Source organism: Streptomyces sp. NPDC048171 (assembly GCF_043202655.1).
Taxonomy (GTDB): Bacteria; Actinomycetota; Actinomycetes; order Streptomycetales; family Streptomycetaceae; genus Streptomyces.
Genome location: NZ_JBIDAU010000006.1, coordinates 138,392 through 158,971, shown reverse-complemented (window position 1 = coordinate 158,971; position 20,580 = coordinate 138,392). Strand labels below are relative to the sequence as shown.

The following is a 20,580-nucleotide window of genomic DNA, read 5'->3' as shown; positions in this document are numbered from 1 at the left end:
GGCGAGGACCGACGAGAACCGAGGGGCCCGGGCGGGGAACGCCCGGGCCCCTCACGCTTACCCAAGCGTTAGTACCTTACTTCAAAGTGGGCACTGTCCATAAGTTAGCGCAGCTCCTATGGTGGGTGACATCGCACCCCACAAGGAGTACTGAACCCATGAGCATCGTCGTCACCGGAGCCACCGGACACCTCGGCCGCCACGTCGTGCGGCAACTGCTGGAGAAGGTGCCGGCCGACCAGGTCACCGCGGTCGTCCGGGACCGCGACAAGGCCGCCGACCTCGCCGCCCGCGGCGTACGGCTCGCGGTCGCCGACTACAACGCCCCGGAGACCTTCGACGGCCTGTTCGCCTCCGGCGACCGGGTGCTGCTGATCTCCGGCAACGAGTTCGACAAGGGCCGCGTCCAGCAGCACACGGTGGTGATCGACGCGGCGAAGAAGGCCGGCGTCGCCCTGCTCGCCTACACCAGCGCGCCCAGCAGCCTCAAGGCCGCGCTCGCGGACGACCACCGCGCCACCGAGGACGTCCTCGTCGGCTCGGGCGTGCCCTACGTGTTGCTGCGCAACGGCTGGTACCACGAGAACTACACCGAGCAGCTCGCCCCGGTCCTGGAGCACGGCGCCGTCGTCCAGGCGACCGGCGAGGGCCGGATCTCCTCCGCCTCCCGCGCCGACTACGCGGCCGCCGCCGTCGCCGTACTGACCGGCGAGGGCCACGAGAACAAGGCGTACGAGCTGGGCGGCGACGAGGCGTGGGGCTTCGCCGAGTACGCCGCCGAGCTGAGCCGGCAGACCGGGAAGGAGATCGCCTACACCCCCGTCTCCGCCGAGGCATACACCGGCATCCTGGCCGGCGCGGGGCTGCCCGCGCCGCTGGCCGCCATCCTCGCGGGCGTGGAGGACTCCATCGAGAAGGGTGAGCTGGTCGTCACCAGCGGCGACCTGTCCCGGCTGACCGGCCGCCCCACCTCCCCGCTCGCCGAGGCGGTCGCCGCCGCGGTCAGGAGCTGACGCCCACGCGGGCCCGTCCCCGCCGCCTCCCCCACGGCACCCACCCCGCCTGTCATGACCGTATGGCGATACGGGCATGACAGGCGGCCGGGTGCGGCGCTACCTTTCGTCGTGGCATGCGTCCGTCCCGGCATGCCGTGTGCGAGAAGGAGGTGCCCGTGGCCGGGTCGTCCAGGAGTGAGCAGCGCATAGGCCTGCTGAACGGCTTCGCGGCATACGGGCTGTGGGGGCTCGTCCCGCTGTTCTGGCCGTTGCTCAAGCCCTCCGGGGCCGGGGAGATCCTCGCCCACCGCATGGCGTGGTCCCTCGTCTTCGTCGCCGTCGCGCTGTTCTTCGTACGGCGCTGGGCCTGGGCCGGTGAGCTGCTGCGGCAGCCGCGCAGGCTCGGCCTGGTCACCGTGGCCGCGGCGGTCATCACCGTCAACTGGGGCGTCTACATCTGGGCCGTGAACAGCGGCCATGTCGTCGAGGCCTCGCTCGGGTACTTCATCAACCCGCTGGTCACCATCGCGATGGGTGTGCTGCTGCTCAAGGAGCGGCTGCGGCCCGCGCAGTGGGCGGCGGTCGGCACCGGCTTCGCCGCCGTCCTGGTCCTCGCCGTCGGCTACGGACAGCCGCCGTGGATCTCCCTCTGCCTCGCCTTCTCCTTCGCCACGTACGGCCTGGTGAAGAAGAAGGTCAACCTCGGGGGCGTGGAGTCGCTGGCGGCCGAGACGGCGATCCAGTTCCTGCCGGCGCTCGGCTATGTGGTGTGGCTGTCGACACAGGGCGAGTCGACCTTCACCACCGAGGGCCTCGGGCACTCGGCGCTGCTGGCCGCCACCGGTCTGGTCACCGCGATCCCTCTGGTCTGCTTCGGCGCGGCCGCGATCCGCGTGCCGCTGTCCACGCTGGGGCTGCTGCAGTACCTGGCGCCGGTCTTCCAGTTCGCCCTCGGGGTCCTCTACTTCCACGAGGCCATGCCGCCCGAGCGCTGGGCCGGTTTCGCCCTGGTCTGGCTGGCGCTGACGCTGCTCACGTGGGACGCGCTGCGCACCGCCCGCCGGACCGCGCGGGCACTCAGGGAGCAGCTGGACCGGACGGGCGCGGGCGTACCGCCGGCCAAGGAGAGCGACGCGGCGCGGGACTCCGGCGATTCCGTTGCCCACTCGGCCACGTAACCCATATGACTGGTCCATGACCTCGACACCACGACCCGCTCCCCTGCACTTCAAGATCGTCGTCGACGCCGCAGCCCCGCACGCGCAGGCGGACTTCTGGGCCGCCGCCCTGCACTACGAGGTGGAGGACAACAGCGCGCTCATCGGGAAACTGCTGGGCCTCGGGGCCGTACCGGAGGAGCTGACCCTGGAGTCCCACGGGCGCCGCGCCTGGCGGGACCTGGTGGCCGTACGGCACCCCGACGACCCCTACGACGAGGAGAGCGGGACGGGGCTGGGGCGGCGGCTGCTGTTCCAGCGCGTACCGGAGGCCAAGACCGGCAAGAACCGCGTCCACCTCGACGTGCACTCCCGGGAAGGGGAACGCGAGGCGGAGGTCGGCCGGCTGGAGGCGCTGGGGGCGAGCGTGCTGCGGCGGGTGAGGGAACAGGGCGGGGAGTGGGTGGTGATGGCGGACCCCGAGGGGAACGAGTTCTGCGTTCACTAGGGATCGTCCGTGCTGCTCGGGCCGGGGGTGCTGCCCGTGCAGCCCGAGCAGCCCGTGCAGCCTGTGCCGCCCTGCCGTCCGCGCCGTCCCACGGGGGCCGCCCACCGGCGGGGTGCAGTTTCCGATATCCGCTACGCCATGGCCGAATAGCGGTCTTGACGGGCGGTCAGTCCCGGCCACACCATCCAGGCACCCCATTCACTGCGGAGTTCCCTCCCCAGGGACTCCCTAGGAATCCGGAGCCCCCCACATGAAGCTCCCCTACCCGAAGCTCCCCCTGTCCGGACGGGCGCTGACGGCCGGTGCCGTCGCGGTCGTCACACTGGCGGCCGGCGGTTCCGTGGCCGGCGCGGCCTCCGCCGCCGAGCGGTCCGGCCCGGCCCCGGGCACCGCGGCCGTCGCCGCAGCGCCCGACCTGCCGATAGCCAACATCAAGGCCCACCTCACCCAGTTCCAGTCGATCGCCACGGCGAACGGCGGGAACCGCGCCCACGGCCGCCCCGGCTACAAGGCCTCGCTCGACTACGTGAAGGCCAAGCTGGACGCCGCCGGATTCACCACCAGCATCCAGCAGTTCACCGCCTCCGGCCGCACCGGATACAACCTGATAGCCGACTGGCCCGGCGGCGACGCGAATCAGATTGTCATGGCCGGGTCACACCTGGACAGCGTCGGCTCCGGGCCCGGCATCAACGACAACGCCTCCGGCTCCGCGGCCGTCCTGGAGACCGCCCTCGCCGTGGCCCGGTCCGGCTACCAGCCCACCAAGCACCTGCGCTTCGCCTGGTGGGGAGCGGAGGAGCTGGGGCTGGTCGGGTCCCGCTACTACGTCAACCGCCTCTCCTCCGCCGACCGCGCGAAGATCAGCGGCTACCTGAACTTCGACATGATCGGCTCGCCCAACCCGGGCTACTTCGTCTACGACGACGACCCCACCATCGAGAAGACCTTCAAGGACTACTTCGCCGGGATCGGCGTCTCCACCGAGATCGAGACCGAGGGCGACGGCCGCTCCGACCACGCGCCCTTCAAGAACGTGGGCGTCCCCGTCGGCGGCCTCTTCAGCGGCGCCGACTACCGCAAGACGTCCGCCCAGGCGGCCAAGTGGGGCGGCACCGCGGGCCAGCCCTTCGACCGCTGCTACCACTCGTCCTGCGACACGACCGCCAACATCAACGACACGGCCCTGAACCGCAACGGCGACGCCATCGCGTACGCGATCTGGGGACTGTCGCAGTAGGACAGCGCTCCGAGGCGGGGCGGGCCGACCGGTCAGCCGGCCTGGGCCCGGGCGCGATCGGCGAGGCGGCCCATGCGGGTGCGGGCCGACTCCAGCTGCTCGGCGTCCTCGGCCGCCGGGCCCTCCTCGGCGGCGAGTTCGTCCCACAGGCCGACCAGGTCCTGCCCCAGCTCCATGCCCCGTTCGGGGTCGCGTACGGCGCGCCAGGCGGTTGCCGCGCTCTGGACGTTGCCGTACGCGGCCTCGGCGTCGCCCGCGCGGCGGTGTATCCGGGCCAGGTCCAGTGAGAGGCGGAAGGCCCGGTCGGGATCGCCGGACAAGTAGGCGATGTACGCGGTGAGCTCACGGAGCCGGAGCACCTCGGGGTGCTCCGGCCCCAGCGTCTGCGAGGCCTCCGCCACGGCCTCCTGCGCCAGCAGCGCCGCGTCCTGCGTACGCCCCTCCTTGACGGCCTCGTTGACCCGCGCGGTCGGCTGTGCGAGCAGCGCGGGGACGGTCGAGTCACCGGGCGCGGTGAGCGGCCCGTCCCCGAGCACGGCCTCGGCCACGGCGTCGAACCCGCGGGCGGGGGTCGGCTTGGGGTCGGGGTCGACGAAGGGGCCCGGGTCGACGAGGGGCTTGGCATTGGCGACCGGCTTGGCATCGGCGATCGGCTTGGTCTCGGCGACCGGCTGCGCGCCAGCAAGCGGCTGCAAGTCAGCGACCGGCTGCGCGTCGGCGACCGGTTCGTGCCCGGCGAACGGGCGGGGGCCGGCGGCGGGGCGGGCCGCGGGCTCGGACGGCTCGCTCACAGGCACCCCGGTCACCGGCACTCCGGTCACCGGCGCCCCGCTCACGGGCGCCTCGCTCACGGGCACCTCGCTCACGGGCATCTCGGCCTGCGACGCCGCCCCGGCCGCCGTCACGACCCCCGGCACGCCCCCTGACGCGTACCCGGCACGGGCGAACGGCCCCGCAGCCTCCGGCGGGACCACCCCCGTCGCGCCCCCGTCACCCTCCATCCGCGGCGGCGGTCCGAACTCCCCCGTCGGCGGCGCCACCGTGCCCGGTGCCGTACCGCCGGAGGCTCCCGGCAGGACTCCGAGGGTGAACGTCGGCGGAGAGTCGCCGGCCGGCGTCCGCTCGGCGTCGGGCACCGCCGGGAGCGGGAACGTCGGGGCGCTGTCCCGTACGGCCTCCAGCGACCGGAGGACGTGCGTGGGCCGGTCCCACCCGGCCGGCGCCTCCTCCTCGGGAGCCGTCGGCACCGGGTCGGCGGCGAGGTGGCTGGAGCCGTCCGGGTCGACGCGGAGCGGGACGGAGTAGCCGATGCGCCGGTCGTGGATCGTGGCGAGGACGGGGCGTCCGACGGCGAGGGCGAGGCGGTGGAGGCGGTTCAGGACGGCGTTCTGGATCTCCTCACCGGGTCCGGCGACGACCGTCGAACCGTCGATCGTGGCCGTCTGCGCGCCGGCACCGGCCTCCGGCACGCACACGTCGATCGGCGTCACCGCGGGGTCCGGCGAACCTTCGGCGTGCTCGTGTTCCCGCTGCCTGTCGCGACCGAGTCGAGACATCGTTCCCCCACTCATCGGCGGCTTCCGTCGGCGGTCCCGTGTTCCCTGCCGTCCAGAGCCTGTCATGCCAGTCCTGCACCTACTGTCGAGTCTCTCCGCTCGCTCGCGATTCTCACGTCACCGGGGTGTCACAGGCTCGTTCCAGGAGGTCACGCGCGTATCGGCGGGTCGGCGCGGGGCCGGTGGGCGGGGTGCGTGAGCCGGGGGGAGAGCGGGCAGGCGGTCAGGCATGCGACAGGGACCGGAGATATGGATCCGCGGACCGGTGGCGGCGCCCGAGTCGCCCGACCGGGGCCCGGCCGCCCCCGAGATGCCACGCGGCCCCTCCCCCACCGAAGCGCCGGGCTTCTCCTGGATCGGCGTACACGGAGGTGCCGGGGTGACGACGCTCGCCGGGGTGTTCGGCGGGCAGGACTGCGGACAGGGATGGCCCGGCCCCGGCGACCCGCCGTCGGTGCTGCTGGTGGCCCGCACGCACGCCGCCGGTCTCACGGCCGCCGGCCGGGCCGTGGAGGAGTTCCGGCTCGGACGGGTGCCCACGGGGGTCGGGCTCGACTCCGTCGTCCTCGTCGCGGACGCTCCCGGGCGGCTTCCCCGGCCGCTCGCCCAGCGGGTGCGGCTGCTCGAGTCGGCCGTGGACGTCCACCGCGTCCCGTGGGTCCCCGCCTGGCGCCTGGACGGGACGCACGAGGGCCCGCCCCGGGGGACGGAGTCGCTGGTCCGCCGCACGCGGCGGGTGCGCTGAGCCCGGTCGGCACCCATGGACGGCGACAGATAGATGCACACGCATGGACAAGTGAATGCGTACGCATATAATGCATGTGCTGGTATTCACTCTTCGCCGATCACTCCAGGGGACACCATGACGCGCCGCTTTCTCTTCCTGCTGGGCAGCAGCCGCCCCGACGGCAACACCGAGCTGCTCGCCCGCCGGGCCGCCGAACAGCTCCCCGCGGACGTCGAGCAGCGCTGGATCGACCTGGCCCGGCACCCGTTGCCCGAGTTCGAGGACCTGCGGCACGACAGCGACCACACGCGCCCCACCGAGGGCAACGCCGGTCTGCTGCTCGACGCCACGCTCACCGCGACCGACCTCGTGATCGCGTCGCCGCTGTACTGGTACTCGGTGTCCACGCCGGTCAAGCGCTACCTCGACCACTGGTCGGGCTGGCTGCGCACGCCCGGCCTCGACTTCAAGGCGACCCTGGCCGGCCGCACCCTGTGGGGCGTCACCGCGCTGGCGCACCAGGAGCAGGAGGTCGCCGACCCGCTGGTCGGCACCCTCAGCAACTCCGCGGCCTACATGGGCATGCGCTTCGGCGGAGTACTGCTCGGCAACGGCAGCCGGCCCGGTGACGTACTGCGGGACACGGACGCGCTGTCCCGCGCCAAGACCTTCTTCGCGGGTGAGGCACCGCTCGCCCGGTTCCCGTACGACAAGGAGACGGCCGCCGTCTGAGGACCGCCGCCGGAATGCCTACGCGGTGATGTCCTTCGCCGTGAACCGCGCCCACGCCGCCGAGCCGAAGACCGCCGCGTAGAGGGCCTGGAGGCCCAGGTTCTTCACCAGGTCGTCCCAGTAGACCGGTTCGCGCATCAGGTCGGCGAAGGACAGCCAGTAGTGCGAGAAGAAGTACGGCTGGAGCGCGTGCAGCTGGGGGATCTGGTCGAGGATCTGAACCGTGATCAGCAGCCCGACGGTGGTCGCCATCGCCGCGATGCCGCTGCCCGTCAGGGTCGAGACGAACAGGCCGAGGGCCGCGACGCCGACGAGTGAGGCGGCCACCACCAGGGCGATCAGCAGGGCGCGCCCCAGGCCCTCGGCGTAGCCGATCCGGGTGCCGGAGATGGTGACCAGGTCGCCCAGCGGGAAGAGCAGCGCCCCGACCGCGAGCGCCGAGACCGCGACCACCAAGGTGGCGGCGAGGCAGAAGGCGATCACCGTCGCGTACTTGGTGAGCAGCAGCCGGGTGCGCCCGGCCGGGGCGACCAGGAGGTAGCGCAGCGTGCCCGCGCTCGACTCGCCGGCGATCGCGTCACCCGCGACGACGCCGACGGCCATCGGCAGGAAGAACGGGAGGGTCGCGGCGAGCGCGGTGAAGACCAGGAACAGGCCGTTGTTGCTGATCTGCGAGATGAAGGCCGGGCCCTCGCCGCCACCCCCACCGCCGCCACCGAACGACGACGACCCGTCGCTCGTCTCGATCTTCACCGCGATGCCGACCAGGACCGGCACGGCGGCCAGGACGCCCAGCAGGGCGAGGGTGCGCCAGCGCCGGAAGGTGATCAGCAGTTCGCTGCGCAGCAGCCCGAGGGACCACAGCGGATTCGGTGTGCGAACCTCGTCCACGCCCGCACCCGCACCCGGCGTCTGGGCCCGCGCCACCGGCACGTTCCCCGTCTCAGCCCGCGACGTCTCAGCCCGCGACATCGAATCCCTCTCCGGTCAGGGCCACGAACGCGTCCTCCAGGGAGGCCCGTTCCAGCGCGAAGCCGCGGACACGGACATGGGCCGCGACCAGGGCCGCGTTGACCTCGGCCAGGTCGCGGTCCGGAGGCTCTGCGGTCACCCGGTCCTCGGCGACGACCACGTCCCCGGCGCCCTGCTCCTTCAGCACCCGCGCCGCCTCGCCCGCGTCCGGCGTGGTCACCACCAGCCGGCCGCGCGCCCCGGCCGACAGGTCGGCGACCGCGCCCTGGGTGATCAGGCGTCCCTGGGCCATCACGGCGGCGTGCGTGCAGACCTGCTCGATCTCGTCCAGCAGGTGGGAGGAGAGGAAGACGGTGGTGCCGTCGGAGGCGAGTTCCCGGACCAGCGCGCGGATCTCGCGCATGCCCTGGGGGTCGAGCCCGTTGGTCGGCTCGCCCAGGACCAGCAGGCGGCGCGGCTGGAGCAGCGCCGCGGCGAGGCCGAGCCGCTGCTTCATGCCGAGCGAGTACGCCTTCGCCTTCTTGCCGGAGGCGGCCGCGAGGCCCACCCGGTCCAGCGCCGCCCCGACGCGCTCGCGCCTGGTGCGCGGGTCGGCGGTCGGGTCGGCGGCGTCGTAGCGCAGCAGGTTGTCGCGGCCGGAGAGGAAGCCGTACAGGGCCGGGCCCTCGATGAGGGCACCGACCCTGGGCAGCACGGTGCGGGCGGCGCGCGGCATGGGCCGGCCGAGGACCCGGGCACTGCCCGAGGTCGGTTCGATCAGGCCCATCAGCATGCGGATGGTGGTGGTCTTGCCGGAACCGTTGGGGCCGAGGAAGCCGAAGACACTGCCCGCCGGGACGGTCAGGTCGAGACCGTCGACGGCGAGCTGTCCGCCGCGGTAGCGCTTGGTGAGCCCGCGGGTGGAGATGACGGCGTCGTCCGCCCGCTCCGGCTGTGGCTCCGGCTCCGGCTCCGTGACGGACGGTTCGGCCATCGGCTTCCTCTCCTGTGCCTCTTGTCGTACGGAAGGCCGCTGGGTTACTTCGCGGCGTTCGCGGCCTTCACCAGCGCGTCCTTGGTGACCGCACCGGCGTAGACCGTGCCGTCCTCGGTGATCAGGGCGTTGACCAGGCGGGTCTTGAAGACCGTGCCCGAGCCGAAGTCGCCCTTGACCTGGTCGCCGAGGGAGCCGAGGAAGCCGCCGAGGTCGCCGCCGCCAGCGGCGCCCGTGGGCAGGCCCTGGCCGCCGGTGTCGAACGCGGCGATCGAGTTCCAGCCCTCGCCGATGACCTTCAGGCCGTCCAGCTCCTTGGCGAGGTCGCCTTCGGCCTTGCGCCCGTGCTCGGGGGCCTTGGCGGCCTTCTCGTCGGCCTCGGTGACCTTCGCGCCCTTGGGCGGGGTGAAGTCGAACGTCGACGCGTCCGGCTTCGCGAAGCTGACCTTGGTGAAGCCCGCGTCCACGACGGCGGCGCCGCCGCTCGCCGGGGTCAGCGTGAACTTCAGCGGGGTGCCGGTCTCGGCGTCCACGGCGACGGTGATCGCACCGACCGTGGACCCCTTCTGCCTGGGCTCGACGACGAGCCGGTACGCGTCGCGGCCGGCCACCTGGGCGGTGCCGCCGACCTTCACGGACGTGGTGTCGTCGATCGCCTTGAGCGCCTGGTCGGCGAAGTCCTTCGGGGTGGCCGGCACGTCCTTCTCCGGCCGCTCCGCGCCGTCGGACGCCGAGTGGTAGACCTCGTTGGACTTGCTGTCGTAGCCCCAGACGTCCTTGCCGTCGTGGATGAGGCTGTACTCGGCGGCGTCCTCCAGCAGGGACACCTTCTGCCGGTCGGGGCCGTCGGCCGCGACGCGCAGGGTGTGGGAGCCGGAGGCCAGCTGGGTGAGCTTGGCCGAGGGGTCGGCGGACGAGCCGCCGTCCTTCCCCTCCCCGCCCGGACCGCCGGACATTCCGGACATCAGGCCGCTCTCCAGGCCGCCGAGGTCCGGCAGACCCAGGTCGGTGCTGATCCGGACCGTGCCGGAGAGCTGCTGGACGTCCGACTCGGCGATCTTCTGGACGAGTTCCTCCGCCGTGACCTTCGGCAGGTCGGGGTCCCCGGAGTCGGCGAGAGCGGGGACCAGCCCGATCGTCGCGGCCGCCACTCCCATCACCGCGACCGGGACGACGTACCGCGCGGCCTTGCGCCGTCGGGCACTCAGCTCCTCGCCCGCCCCGGGGGTCGTGTTGTCGTCGGAATCGATCGGTGCCATCTGTGCCCTACCTCCGTCGTCGGCGGCGGCTGTCTCGCGACCTCGCACTCGTTCACCCGTGAGCCGCCATTCTCACCCGAATCGGTGAGGATTGGTGTTTTCCGTGGTGTCCATCTGACCAAATCACCGGAGCGCAATCGTCAGACCGCGGGCTCAACTCCACGTACTCCTGCGGGATGACACCAAGGGGCGGTTCCTCCCCCGCCCCGTAGGGGACGGGTGCGCCGCCGGCCGGCGGAGGGCACCCGTCCGTGGCGCGGCGCACGGGCGGGGCGGGGTTCAGCCGGCCCGGTGCACCACGGCGTCGCACAGTTCCACCAGCGCGGCCTTCGCCTCGCACTCCCGCAGCGGAGCCAGGGCCGCGCGGGCCTCCTTGGCATAGCGGACGGTGTCCCGCCGGGCGTGCTCCAGCGCGGGGTGGGCGCGCAGCAGACGCAGCGCCTCGGCGTGCCGGGCGTCGTCGCTCAGGTCGGAGTCGAGCAGCTCGCTCAGCGCGATGTCCTCGGCGAGGCCCAGCCGGGCCGCACGCTCGCGCAGCCGGAGCACCGGCAGGGTGGGGATGCCCTCGCGCAGGTCCGTGCCGGGCGTCTTGCCCGACTCGTGGGAGTCGGAGGCGATGTCCAGGACGTCGTCCGCGAGCTGGAAGGCGACGCCGAGCCGCTCGCCGTACTGGGTGAGTACGTCCACCACCGTCTCGTCGGCGCCCGACATCATCGCGCCGAACCGGCAGGAGACGGCCACCAGCGAGCCGGTCTTGCCGCCCAGCACGTCCAGGTAGTGGTCGACGGGGTCCCGGCCGTCCTGCGGGCCGGCCGTCTCCAGGATCTGGCCGGTGACCAGCCGCTCGAACGCGAGGGCCTGCACGCGGACCGCTTCGGGCCCGAGGTCGGCGAGGATCTGGGAGGCGCGGGCGAACAGGAAGTCGCCGGTCAGGACCGCGACCGAGTTGTCCCAGCGGACATTGGCGCTGGCGACCCCGCGCCGCACGGCGGCCTCGTCCATCACGTCGTCGTGGTACAGCGTGGCCAGGTGGGTCAGCTCCACCACCACGGCCGAGGGCACGATCCCGGGGGCGTAGGGGTCGCCGAACTGGGCCGAGAGCATCACGAGGAGCGGCCGGAACCGCTTGCCGCCGGCCCGCACCAGGTGCTGGGCGGCCTCCGTGATGAAGGGCACCTCGCTCTTGGTTGCCTCAAGCAACCCTTCCTCGACCGCGACCAATCCGGCCTGGACATCGGCTTCCAGAGCCTGGTCCCGCACGCTCAGCCCGAACGGCCCGACGACGGTCACGAGGGGTCTCCTGTCTGCTGGTGTCTACTGGCGATTACCTGGTTTGTCGATAGGTCGCTGCCACCACTCGAGTCAGCGTATCCGGTCACCTTTCGATCACCGCTAGCGCCCACCGCTACAGGCCGGGCTGTATCGGATCATGAGCGGTATGTTTTTGATCAGTCGATATGAGCACATATTGGCCGATTTCAATATCGCCTCCCCGGCCCCGAACGGATGCCCGCCCGGCACACGAAAACACCGGAAGGGCGAAGCGCTCTGCATTGAGGGCCGGTTGGGGCATAGTTGGGACTAATGCCCGTTTTGCCGCGCTTGTTGAGGCCCGTGAGTTGGCTCACTCCGGAGCCCTCTCGGGCAACCCCGCCGCAACCTGTGCCCTCCCTTTGCCCCGCAAGCCAGTTGAGACTTGGCAACCGCAAAGGATCAAGAGCCTCAAACACCTCAGACCAAGGTCAACAGGACGTTGGGTGATTCCTGCACTTGTTTCGGACATGTGCTCTCGCATACGTTCCCGGCCTGTCGGGCGGACGCCGAATCCTGCCATCGCCCGTACGCACAGTCATCCACTCAACTCACTCGCCGGCAGGAGCGGGGGACCCAGGTAAGTCGCCGCACCGGTCACCACCGGAGCGGCTCGGGGTGAAGCCGTACCCGTCAGGGCGCGGCCGGGCACCTCCCCGCCCGAACCCGACAGCTCACCTCGCAGGCGTCAGGAGAGGGACACAGATGTCTGCCAACGGTCAGAACCGTCACGCCCGGACCACCCGGATCGCCCGCAAGCTCGCCCTGGCCGGCACCGGTGCCGCGGTGCTCGCCCTGCCGCTCATCGGCGCCACCGGCGCGTCCGCGGCCACCCCGGCCGCCCCGGCCGCCACCAAGACGGCCGCCACGGCGGCGACCGCCTACCCGGACAACCTCGACGGCTGGATCCGCGAGTCGCTCGACGTCATGGCGCAGCACGGCATCCCCGGCTCGTACGAGGGCATTCACCGCAACATCATGCGGGAGTCGTCCGGCAACCCGCTCGCCATCAACAACTGGGACATCAACGCCATCAACGGCACCCCGTCCAAGGGCCTGCTCCAGGTGATCGACCCGACCTTCCAGGCGTACCACGTCGAGGGCACCTCCTGGGACCCGTACGACCCGGTCGCCAACATCACCGCGGCCTGCAACTACGCGGCCGACCGGTACGGCTCGATGGACAACGTCTTCGGCGCGTACTGAGCCGCACCGCGACATTCAGAAGACCCGTTCGAGGACGACGGCCACGCCGTCGTCCTCGTTCGTCGTCGTGACCTCGTCGGCCACCGCCTTGAGTTCGGGGTGGGCACCGGCCATGGCGACGCCGTGCGCCGCCCAGTCGAACATCGGGATGTCGTTGGGCATGTCGCCGAAGGCGATCGTGCGCCGCCGGCCCACTCCCAGTCGCTCTGCGGCCAGCGCCAGGCCGGTCGCCTTGGTGATGCCGCACGGCTGCAGCTCCACCGTGCCGGGCCCCGACATGGTGACCGTCGCGAGGGAGCCGACCACCGCGCGCGCGGTCGACGCCAACTCGTCGTCGCTCAGGTCGGGGTGGCGCAGCAGCACCTTGCTGATCGGGGTGCGCCACAGCTGGTCGCGCCGCTCCACCCGCACCGCGGGCAGCGTGGGGTGGGGCATCAGGTACCCGGGCTCGATGAGGGTCAGGCCGTCGACGCCGTCCTGGTCGACCGCGGCGTACACCTGGCCCACCTCGGCCTCGATCTTGCCGAGCGCCGTCTCCGCCAGCTCCCGGTCCAGGGTCACCGACCACGGCATCCGGTGCGCGCCGGCGTCGTACACCTGCGCGCCCTGCCCGCACACCGCGAGCCCCGTGCACCCGAGGCGGTCGAGCAGGGGCCGCACCCGGGGTGCCGGGCGCCCCGTCACCACCAGATGCCGCGCACCCGCCCGGGCCACCCGCGCCAGCGCGGCCAGCGACCGTTCGGAGACGGTGTCGTCGCCGCGGAGCAGCGTGCCGTCGAGGTCGGTGGCGACGAGTGAGTATGCGGTGCGGTCCATGATCAGAGAATACGGACGCGACACCGGTCCGACTCACCCGCGACCGGTTCCGAACGAGGACGCGGCGAGTACGTTCGAACGCGCACGACGACGCACGAACATGTCCGAAACCTGACACATCATCGGCTAAAGCCGGTTAAGGGCCTGTGCACCGGTTGGCAACAACATGGTCTGCTACCTACCCCCGGGGCGGCCCCCGGGGTACCTTCCTGTTGTCCAGGGGGGACTTGATCGGGGGGTCGGGTTGAACAGCGGACGCGTACGTGTGCTCAGGCCACAGGAGCTGGGCGAGGGGGAACGGGAGCTCTGGCGGGAAATGCGCGCCAAGTCGACGGCGCCGCGCAACCCGTTCATGGAACCGGAGTTCACCGACGCCGTGGGCCGGGTACGGCCGCGGGCGCGGGTGGCGGTGCTGTACGACGGCGGTGAGGCGGCCGGATTCCTGCCGCACGAACGCGGGCCGCTGGGCCAGGGCCGGGCGATCGGGCTGGGGGTGTCGGACTGCCAGGGCGCGGTCCTGCGCCGGGGCCTCGCCCCGGATCCCCGCCGACTGCTGCGGGCCTGCTCCCTGTCGAGCCTCGCCTTCGACAACCTGGAGGCCGAGCAGGGGCTGTTCGTGCCGTACGCCGCCGAGGAGCACACCACCTACGTCATCGACGTGGAGAAGGGCTACGAGGCGTACGAGAACGTCCTGCGCACCCAGTCGCCGAAGTTCCTGAAGACCACCCTCGCCAAGGAGCGCAGGCTGGGCCGCCAGGCCGGCGACGTGCGCTTCGTCTTCGACGAACGCGAGCCGGCCGCGCTGCGCACGCTCATGGAGTGGAAGTCGGCGCAGTACCGCAGGACGGGACGCCGGGACCGGTTCGCGCGGGAGTGGATCAGCCGGCTCGTCGGCAGGCTCGCCCGGACGCGCGCGCCGGAGTGCACGGGCACCCTGTCCGTGCTCTACGCGGGCGGCCGGCCGGTCGCCGCCCACTTCGGGCTGCGTTCGGCGACGGTCCTGGCGTGCTGGTTCCCGGCGTACGACCCGGACTTCGCCAAGTACTCGCCGGGCCTCGTCCTGCACCTGCGGATGGCGGAGGCCGCGGCCGCCGAGGGCATAGGGCTGCTGGACCTGGGGCGGGGCCCGGCGGAGTACAAGGACTCGCTGAAGACCGGGGAACTGCCGGTGTACGAGGGGGCGGCGACGCGACCGGGGGCGGGCACCGCCCTGCACTGGCTCGGCCGCGAACCGGCCCGCCGCGCGCACGGCTTCGTGCGCGACCGCCCGCGGCTGGCGTCGCTCGCGGTACGGACGTTGAGGGGCGCGGCCCGGCTGCGCAGGTCCTGACGAGGTCAACCACGAGGGGGTGGGCGCATGGCCGGTGTGCGGCGTGCGCGGCAGAAGACATTGCGGGAGACACGACGGGAGATCGACGCCTTCCTGCGCATCGGGGCGGTGCAGGTCGCCGAGCTGGACCTCGGCGACGGCACCGGCGCGGAGGACGAGGCGGAGGCGGCGGTGCTGCGGCCGGGCCCGGGGAGCCCGCCGGTGTCGTCCGGCGCGGTGTTCGTGCTGGTCAGACGGGCCGGCCTGCCCGTGGGCACGCTGCTCGGCCACGTCCCCGGGGGCGCGGACCCCACGCGGGTGCTGGCCGGGCTCGCGCGGGAGCTGCCCCGGGGAGCGCCGCCCGAGCCGTGGCCCGCGCCACCGTCCGCCGGTGTCGTGGTCGCCACCCGGGAACGCGCGGACCAGCTGGCCCGCGCCCTGGACTCGCTGCTCGCCCAGGACCACCCGGACTTCGAGATCGTCGTGGTCGACAACGCGCCCGTGACCGGCGAGACCCGCGAACTGGTCGAGCGGAAGTACGGCGAGCGGGTGCGGTACGTGTGCGAGCCGGTCCCCGGACTCGCCGCCGCGCACAACCGGGGCCTCGCGATGGTCCGCGGCGAGGTGGTCGCCTTCACCGACGACGACGTGGTCGCCGACCCGCGCTGGCTCACCGAACTGACCGCGCCGTTCGCCGCCGACCCGCACCTCGGCTGTGCCACCGGCCTGATCCTGCCCGCGCGGCTGCGCACCCCCGCCCAGGTGCTCCTGGAGAGCCACGGCGGCTTCGCGAAGGGGTTCGTCCCGCGGACGTACGACCCGGAGCACCCGCCCGCCGACGAGCCGCTGTTCCCGTTCACCGCGGGCCGGTTCGGCTCGGGCGCCAACATGGCCTTCCGTACGGCGGTGCTGCGGACGGTCGGCGGCTTCGACCCGGCGACCGGCGCGGGCACCCGCGCGCGGGGCGGCGACGACCTCTACGGGTTCGTGCGCGTGCTCGCCCAGGGGCAGCGACTGCGCTACACGCCCCGGGCGCTGGTCTGGCACCACCACCGGGAGACCTGGCGCGACCTGGAGACCCAGGCGTACGGATACGGCGCCGGCCTCACCGCGTACCTCACGGCGATCCTGGTGAACCGGCCGGCGCTGCTGCCGGCCCTCCTCGCCCGGGTGCCGGGCGGACTCGCGCACGCCCGGCGCCTGACCGCCGTACGCGCCACCGGCGAGGGCGCGGGCGCGGAGGCGGTGGGGGCGCCGGGCGGGCACGACTCCCGTACGCACCCCTGGCCACGGCGCCTGGCGCGGTTGCAGCGCCGGGGCATGCTGTACGGCCCCGTCGGCTATCTGCGCGCCCGGCGCGCGCTGCGTGCGGCCGGGGTCGAGGCCCGGTGAGCGGGGCCGGGGCACCAGGGGCGGGTGGGGCGCGCGAGGGCGTCCGGGCGCCGGGCGGGGGACACATCCCCGTGTTCCTGTACCACGCGGTGATGGAGGACCCGCCGTCGTGGATCGCCGAGTTCACCGTCACGCCGAAGGAGTTCGCCGCCCAACTGGACGCGATCGTCGACAGCGGCATGACGCCCGTCACGATCAGTGTGCTCGCGGACCATCTCGCCGGGCGGGCGCCCCTGCCGCCCCGGCCGGTGCTGCTCACCTTCGACGACGGCTTCGCCGACCTGCCCGGGCCCACCGCCGAGGCGCTGGCCGCGCGGGCGCTGCCCGCCACCGCGTACCTCACCACCGGGGCCATCGTGCCGGGGGGCCGCAGTCTGCTGCCGCCGGCCCCGATGATGACGCTGGACGCGGTGGCCGGGCTGGAACGTTCCGGCATGGAGATCGGCAGCCACACCGTCACGCACGCGCAGCTCGACACCCTGTCCGCCTCGGCGCTGGCGCACGAACTCCGCGAGTCCAAGGCGGTCCTGGAGGACGCCCTCGGGCATCCGGTCCGCCACCTCGCCTACCCGCACGGCTACAACAGCGCCAAGGTGCGGGCGTCGTCGGCGCGGGCCGGGTACGAGACGGCGACCGCGGTGCGGCACGCGCTCAGTTCGGACCGCGACGAGCGGTACCGCATCGCACGGCTGATCGTGCGGCGGAGCCATACGGTCGCCGACGTCGAGTCCTGGCTGGCGGGCGGCGGCGCCCGCGTCGCCCCCTACCGCGACGGCCCGAAGACCGTCGCGTGGCGCTGGTACCGGCGGGGGCGGGCGATGGTGCGGGGCCCCGAGTTCGCGGGGTAGGGCCCGCCCGGCGGGGTGGCGGTCAGCCGTGCGGCTGGTTGAGGTGCGGGTCGGCGGCCACCTCCCGCAGGCTGTCCCACGCCTGGTCGTTCGCCACGGCCAGGTCGCAGTGCGGTCCCGGGTCGCGGTAGTTCCACTGGAGGGCCGCCTTGACGCCGTCCAGGTCCTTGAGCACCCGGGGCACCTGCGCGTACCAGTCCGCCTGCCGGTCCGGGCGCTTCGGGTCGGAGGCGCTGCCGAACTCCGAGAGCATCAGGGGCTTGTCGTCGGAGATGTTGGCGCGGATCCAGTCGTGGGTGGCGTACTGCGTCTGCGCGAAGCTGAGCCAGCCGGTTTTGTGGCAGAGGTAGTAGTTGTACTGGTTGTAGCCGATCCAGTCGACGTAGTCGTCGCCCGGGTACATCCGCTCGAACAGGTCGCCGTGGTTCAGGTAACCGGTGATGATCCAGGTCCACACCACGTTGTCGACGCCCAGTTCGCGGAAGCGGTCGTGGATGTGGCGGTGGGCGCGGACGTAGTCGGCGGGGGTGCCGTTGTCCGGGGTGCGGGTGTCCATCTCCAGGTCGAAGGAGAGGAACACCTTCTTGCCCGTGCGCTGCCCGTACTCCTTGATACGCCGCGCCTGGACGTCGATCACGGACTCGTCCAGCTCGCCGGCCGCGATCTGCTTCCAGGTGGGCTGCTGGTCCTTGGTGCCGCCCCACCACTTGCTCTCCCAGGACAGCAGCAGCATGCGGTCCTCGCCGACGCGCTGTTCCTGCTCGGTGAGGAGCTGGCCCTCCAGCCGGGTCTCCGTGACGGCGGACATGTCGTGGTACGTGTACACGATGTCGAGCCCGCGGCCGACGTTCTTCTCGTACTCCCGGACCTTCGCGGCCAGGTCGGACTTGTCGTGCGGCACGAAGGCGCCGAACCAGGCGCCGCAGGGCGGTTCGAGGAGGGCGCTGGGGCGGCACCCCGGGTCGTCGGCCGGGTCGGCGGGTCCCGAGGCGTCGCGCAGGGCGAGCACCGCGACCAGGACCGCGCAGGTGGCGGTGATGGACGTGATCAGCAGGCGGCGCCTGCCGGGGGGCGCGGGACGCGCGGAGTGGGTGGGGTGCGTCGGGTGCGTCGGTCGGCGGTGCTGTCCGGTCGTCGAGTCCGCGTTCGTGCGGCGAGCGGGACGGGCGAACCTCACAGAGTGGAACCCTTCCGTGTCGGTGGCGCGGCGCCCGGCGCCGTCCTGGGTGCCGGCAGGGCACGCAGGCTCGGGCAGAAGGCGGCGAGGGTGGTCAGCAGGGTGAGCGTCAGCAGGACGCGGTCGCCGCTGAGGGCATGCGTGGCGATCAGCGCCGTGGCGACGAGGATCGCGGCGCTGACGCTCAGCAGGACGGCCAGCACCAGCTGTTCCAGCAGGTCGGAGTGGTGCTCGAAGACGTCGTCCCGGCGTTCGGCCGGTGCCTCGGCACGGCGGGCGCGGAGCGCGGGCCCGCAGATTCTGACCAGGGCGGCGCCGGGGCCGACGGCCAGGAAGACGGCGACGGCCGCGCCGCGCAGCGGGGAGCCCCCGGGCAGGGCGAGCGCGGCGAGCGCCAGCCAGCCGGCGAAGGGTGGCAGCATGCGGATCACGAGGTCCTGCGGTGTCATGGCGGGTGCCCTCCTCAGCTCGCCGGTTTCAGGACGTAGAGCACGCCCGCGCTGTTCTGCGCCACGCGCTCGAAGCGCGGCGAGTCCGCGACGGACTCCCGGACGCGTCTCAACTGGGCCGTGTTCAGCTGGCCGTTCATCTCGGAGTTGGCCACCTGCCCCTGGGTGAGCAGGAAGTAGGCGCGGGCCGGTGCTTCCACGCCGGCCATGTCGCGGGCGAGGACGGTTGCCGGATCGCGGACGATGTCGTCGACGTGGGTCCGGGTGTCCTCGAGGAACCAGTAGTGGTCGACCCGCCAGTACTGCTCGTAGGCGAGCGGGTAGTTGCGGTTGGCGGCGACGACGAGGGAGTCGTCGGGAGCCTGGTCGAAGAGCTGCCGCACGAGCGCCACCTCGCCGGGCGGGAAGTAGTTGACGCGGTCCTTGCCCGAGTAGCTCGGTACGAAGGCGAGGGTCCCGGCGAGCAGCACGAGCGGTGACAGCCAGGCCGCGTACCGCAGGGGCGGCAGTGAGGGCAGGGGGGACCGGCGGCGTTGGGCGGGGGCGGGCGGTCCCCCGCGCTCCGTCTCCCGCGCGTCGGTGGTCGGCGCGGGGATTCTGGGCAGCAGCGCGGCGGCGGCGAAGAAGGCCGCGCCGGGCAGCATGAACATCAGCACCCGGAAGATCATCTCGCTGCCGTAACTGCTCGCCACGAACATCGGCAGCGGGGCCGCCGCGACCAGCAGCAGCGGCAGCGCCCGCTGCCGCAGCGCCTTCTGGCGCAGTACGCCGGCCAGCGCCAGCAGCAGCACGGAACCCGAGAGCAGCCGGGCCGCCCAGGAGGTGGCGACCGCGCCGGTGCCGGTGGGCGTGGACCCGTAGCCGGTCTCGACGTTGGCCCCGATGTCGCCGACGGAACGGATCATGTCCGGCATGGCCGCGGACAGGAAGGGCAGCGCGGCGGTGAGACACCAGGCCAAAAAGATCACGACTGTGGTGACCAGCGGGACCCAGTCGCGGTGGCGTCGGGTGAAGGCCAGCGCGAGGAGCGTGACGACGAGCATGCCGGGCGTCAGCTGGTGCGAGACGACGATGGCGATGACCAGCACGCTGAGCAGCACGGTCCACACCGCCTGCCGCTGCCGGTCGCCACGGCCGCCGGGCCGGCCGTAGCGGCGCAGGACGACCGCGAGGACGCCCAGGTGCAGGGCGAAGGCGACGGACTGCGGCGAGAAGTAGTCCTGGCCCACCCAGTTGCCGACGCAGAACAGCCACACGGCGGTCCAGATCAGGCGCCGGTCCTCGGTGAAGGTCCGGTAGATCAGCAGCAGCGGCAGGAGCAGCAGCACGCTGGAGACCAGCGGCCACCACGCCATGTACATCGCCGCGTTGTCCACGCCAAGGAGCCGCACCAGCGCGGCCTGCGCCGCGAAGAAGCCGGGCCACTGGTCGTACACCGCCATGTCGCCGAGCCGGTCCGCGCTCTGGAGTCCGCCGGACGTCAGCAGGTGGTCGATGACGGCGTCGTGCTTCCACGCCCACGCGTAGAGCGGGGTCGGGTAGAGCACGGCCTGGGTGGCCCGCTCGATCACCAGCAGGCCGAGGACGTACGCCGTCGGCCAGCCGACCCGACGGCGCGGGTCGCGGACCGTGAACCAGAAACCCGCGGTGAGCACGGCGAGGCCCGCCCAGAAGGTGGGGTGCAGCGCGCTGACGAGGCCGTAGTCGTCCAGGGCGGACACGTCGGTGTGCCGCACCGCGTGGACCCACAGGGCGAGCGCGACGAGCAGCGGAACGGCGGGCCAGGCGGCCGCCACGCGCGCCGGCCGGGCGGCGGGGGCGGGGACGGACGGGTCCGGCCGGGCGGAGGCCTCGTGCGCAGGCGTGGTGGCCGACTCCTGCGAGGTGCGGGAGTCCTGCTCGGGGTGTTCGGGGGTCTCCCCGGCCTCGGGCACGGGCTCTGGTGCGGATCTC

At 72.7% G+C, this 20,580-nt stretch carries 19 protein-coding genes and 1 riboswitch; of the genes, 10 read left to right on the top strand and 9 right to left on the bottom strand.

Features of this window, described 5'->3' with window-relative positions; all coding sequences use genetic code 11:
• Positions 1-158: 158 nt before the first annotated feature.
• The 4 genes from ACGF3J_RS18235 to ACGF3J_RS18220 all read left to right on the top strand — a co-directional run bounded on the left by ACGF3J_RS18235 (position 159) and on the right by ACGF3J_RS18220 (position 3,900).
• The gene (locus ACGF3J_RS18235; protein ID WP_393854273.1) at positions 159-1,013 is read left to right on the top strand and encodes an SDR family oxidoreductase; all 855 of its coding nucleotides are present in this window, start codon (positions 159-161) and stop codon (positions 1,011-1,013) included.
• 158 nt (positions 1,014-1,171) lie between these two features.
• Positions 1,172-2,173, top strand: a complete 1,002-nt coding sequence (gene rarD / locus ACGF3J_RS18230; protein ID WP_161326362.1) for an EamA family transporter RarD — start codon at positions 1,172-1,174, stop codon at positions 2,171-2,173.
• Between the two features lie 16 nt (positions 2,174-2,189).
• Positions 2,190-2,660 carry a VOC family protein gene (locus ACGF3J_RS18225; protein ID WP_161326361.1) on the top strand — a complete coding sequence of 157 codons (471 nt, stop codon included), beginning with the start codon at positions 2,190-2,192 and terminating at the stop codon, positions 2,658-2,660.
• Positions 2,661-2,910: 250 nt separating this feature from the next.
• Positions 2,911-3,900, top strand: coding sequence for a M28 family metallopeptidase (locus tag ACGF3J_RS18220; RefSeq protein WP_161326360.1), 990 nt, complete (start codon positions 2,911-2,913; stop codon positions 3,898-3,900).
• A gap of 32 nt (positions 3,901-3,932) precedes the next feature.
• On the opposite strand, the gene ACGF3J_RS18215 is transcribed toward ACGF3J_RS18220, so the two are convergent.
• The gene (locus ACGF3J_RS18215) at positions 3,933-5,456 is read right to left on the bottom strand and encodes a tetratricopeptide repeat protein (RefSeq protein ID WP_161326359.1); all 1,524 of its coding nucleotides are present in this window, start codon (positions 5,454-5,456) and stop codon (positions 3,933-3,935) included.
• A gap of 229 nt (positions 5,457-5,685) precedes the next feature.
• Between ACGF3J_RS18215 and ACGF3J_RS18210 the strand changes: the two genes are divergently transcribed.
• Positions 5,686-6,201, top strand: coding sequence for a DUF6668 family protein (locus ACGF3J_RS18210; protein ID WP_393854272.1), 516 nt, complete (start codon positions 5,686-5,688; stop codon positions 6,199-6,201).
• Between the two features lie 117 nt (positions 6,202-6,318).
• Complete coding sequence (locus tag ACGF3J_RS18205; protein ID WP_161329180.1) at positions 6,319-6,915, top strand: flavodoxin family protein; 597 nt, start codon at positions 6,319-6,321, stop codon at positions 6,913-6,915.
• Positions 6,916-6,933: 18 nt separating this feature from the next.
• Here ACGF3J_RS18205 and ACGF3J_RS18200 read toward each other — a convergent pair whose 3' ends face one another.
• The 4 genes from ACGF3J_RS18200 to ACGF3J_RS18185 all read right to left on the bottom strand — a co-directional run bounded on the left by ACGF3J_RS18200 (position 6,934) and on the right by ACGF3J_RS18185 (position 11,409).
• Positions 6,934-7,887: an ABC transporter permease gene (locus ACGF3J_RS18200; RefSeq protein ID WP_202558206.1), complete on the bottom strand. Its 954-nt coding sequence runs from the start codon at positions 7,885-7,887 to the stop codon at positions 6,934-6,936.
• Positions 7,874-8,860, bottom strand: a complete 987-nt coding sequence (locus ACGF3J_RS18195) for an ABC transporter ATP-binding protein (protein ID WP_393854271.1) — start codon at positions 8,858-8,860, stop codon at positions 7,874-7,876. Before ACGF3J_RS18195 ends, ACGF3J_RS18200 begins: the two co-directional genes overlap by 14 nt.
• Positions 8,861-8,904: 44 nt before the next feature.
• A complete protein-coding gene (locus ACGF3J_RS18190) occupies positions 8,905-10,119 on the bottom strand; it encodes a DUF2092 domain-containing protein (RefSeq protein WP_161329177.1) in 1,215 nt (404 codons plus the stop codon).
• 279 nt (positions 10,120-10,398) lie between these two features.
• A complete protein-coding gene (locus ACGF3J_RS18185) occupies positions 10,399-11,409 on the bottom strand; it encodes a polyprenyl synthetase family protein (protein WP_161329176.1) in 1,011 nt (336 codons plus the stop codon).
• 567 nt (positions 11,410-11,976) lie between these two features.
• Positions 11,977-12,132, top strand: a riboswitch (cyclic di-AMP (ydaO/yuaA leader).
• A 3-nt stretch (positions 12,133-12,135) separates the two neighbouring features.
• On the opposite strand from ACGF3J_RS18185, the gene ACGF3J_RS18180 reads away from it, so the two are divergent.
• Complete coding sequence (locus ACGF3J_RS18180; protein ID WP_161329175.1) at positions 12,136-12,636, top strand: transglycosylase SLT domain-containing protein; 501 nt, start codon at positions 12,136-12,138, stop codon at positions 12,634-12,636.
• Between the two features lie 15 nt (positions 12,637-12,651).
• Here ACGF3J_RS18180 and ACGF3J_RS18175 read toward each other — a convergent pair whose 3' ends face one another.
• Complete coding sequence (locus ACGF3J_RS18175) at positions 12,652-13,452, bottom strand: HAD family hydrolase (RefSeq protein ID WP_161329174.1); 801 nt, start codon at positions 13,450-13,452, stop codon at positions 12,652-12,654.
• A 265-nt stretch (positions 13,453-13,717) separates the two neighbouring features.
• Here ACGF3J_RS18175 and ACGF3J_RS18170 point away from each other — a divergent pair, with 265 nt between their 5' ends.
• The 3 genes from ACGF3J_RS18170 to ACGF3J_RS18160 all read left to right on the top strand — a co-directional run bounded on the left by ACGF3J_RS18170 (position 13,718) and on the right by ACGF3J_RS18160 (position 17,001).
• Positions 13,718-14,782 carry a GNAT family N-acetyltransferase gene (locus ACGF3J_RS18170; RefSeq protein WP_346346123.1) on the top strand — a complete coding sequence of 355 codons (1,065 nt, stop codon included), beginning with the start codon at positions 13,718-13,720 and terminating at the stop codon, positions 14,780-14,782.
• Between the two features lie 27 nt (positions 14,783-14,809).
• Positions 14,810-16,153, top strand: coding sequence for a glycosyltransferase (locus ACGF3J_RS18165; protein ID WP_393854270.1), 1,344 nt, complete (start codon positions 14,810-14,812; stop codon positions 16,151-16,153).
• A 71-nt stretch (positions 16,154-16,224) separates the two neighbouring features.
• On the top strand, positions 16,225-17,001 hold the full coding sequence (locus ACGF3J_RS18160) for a polysaccharide deacetylase family protein (protein WP_161327984.1): 777 nt from the start codon (positions 16,225-16,227) through the stop codon (positions 16,999-17,001).
• Positions 17,002-17,023: 22 nt separating this feature from the next.
• On the opposite strand, the gene ACGF3J_RS18155 is transcribed toward ACGF3J_RS18160, so the two are convergent.
• The 3 genes from ACGF3J_RS18155 to ACGF3J_RS18145 are packed head-to-tail and all read right to left on the bottom strand — an operon-like array spanning position 17,024 to position 20,423.
• Positions 17,024-18,178 carry a glycosyl hydrolase gene (locus ACGF3J_RS18155; RefSeq protein ID WP_161327983.1) on the bottom strand — a complete coding sequence of 385 codons (1,155 nt, stop codon included), beginning with the start codon at positions 18,176-18,178 and terminating at the stop codon, positions 17,024-17,026.
• Positions 18,175-18,627 carry a hypothetical protein gene (locus tag ACGF3J_RS18150; protein WP_393854269.1) on the bottom strand — a complete coding sequence of 151 codons (453 nt, stop codon included), beginning with the start codon at positions 18,625-18,627 and terminating at the stop codon, positions 18,175-18,177. The genes ACGF3J_RS18155 and ACGF3J_RS18150 overlap by 4 nt, the downstream gene beginning before the upstream one ends.
• A 14-nt stretch (positions 18,628-18,641) precedes the next feature.
• Complete coding sequence (locus ACGF3J_RS18145; protein WP_393854421.1) at positions 18,642-20,423, bottom strand: glycosyltransferase; 1,782 nt, start codon at positions 20,421-20,423, stop codon at positions 18,642-18,644.
• Positions 20,424-20,580: the final 157 nt, after the last annotated feature.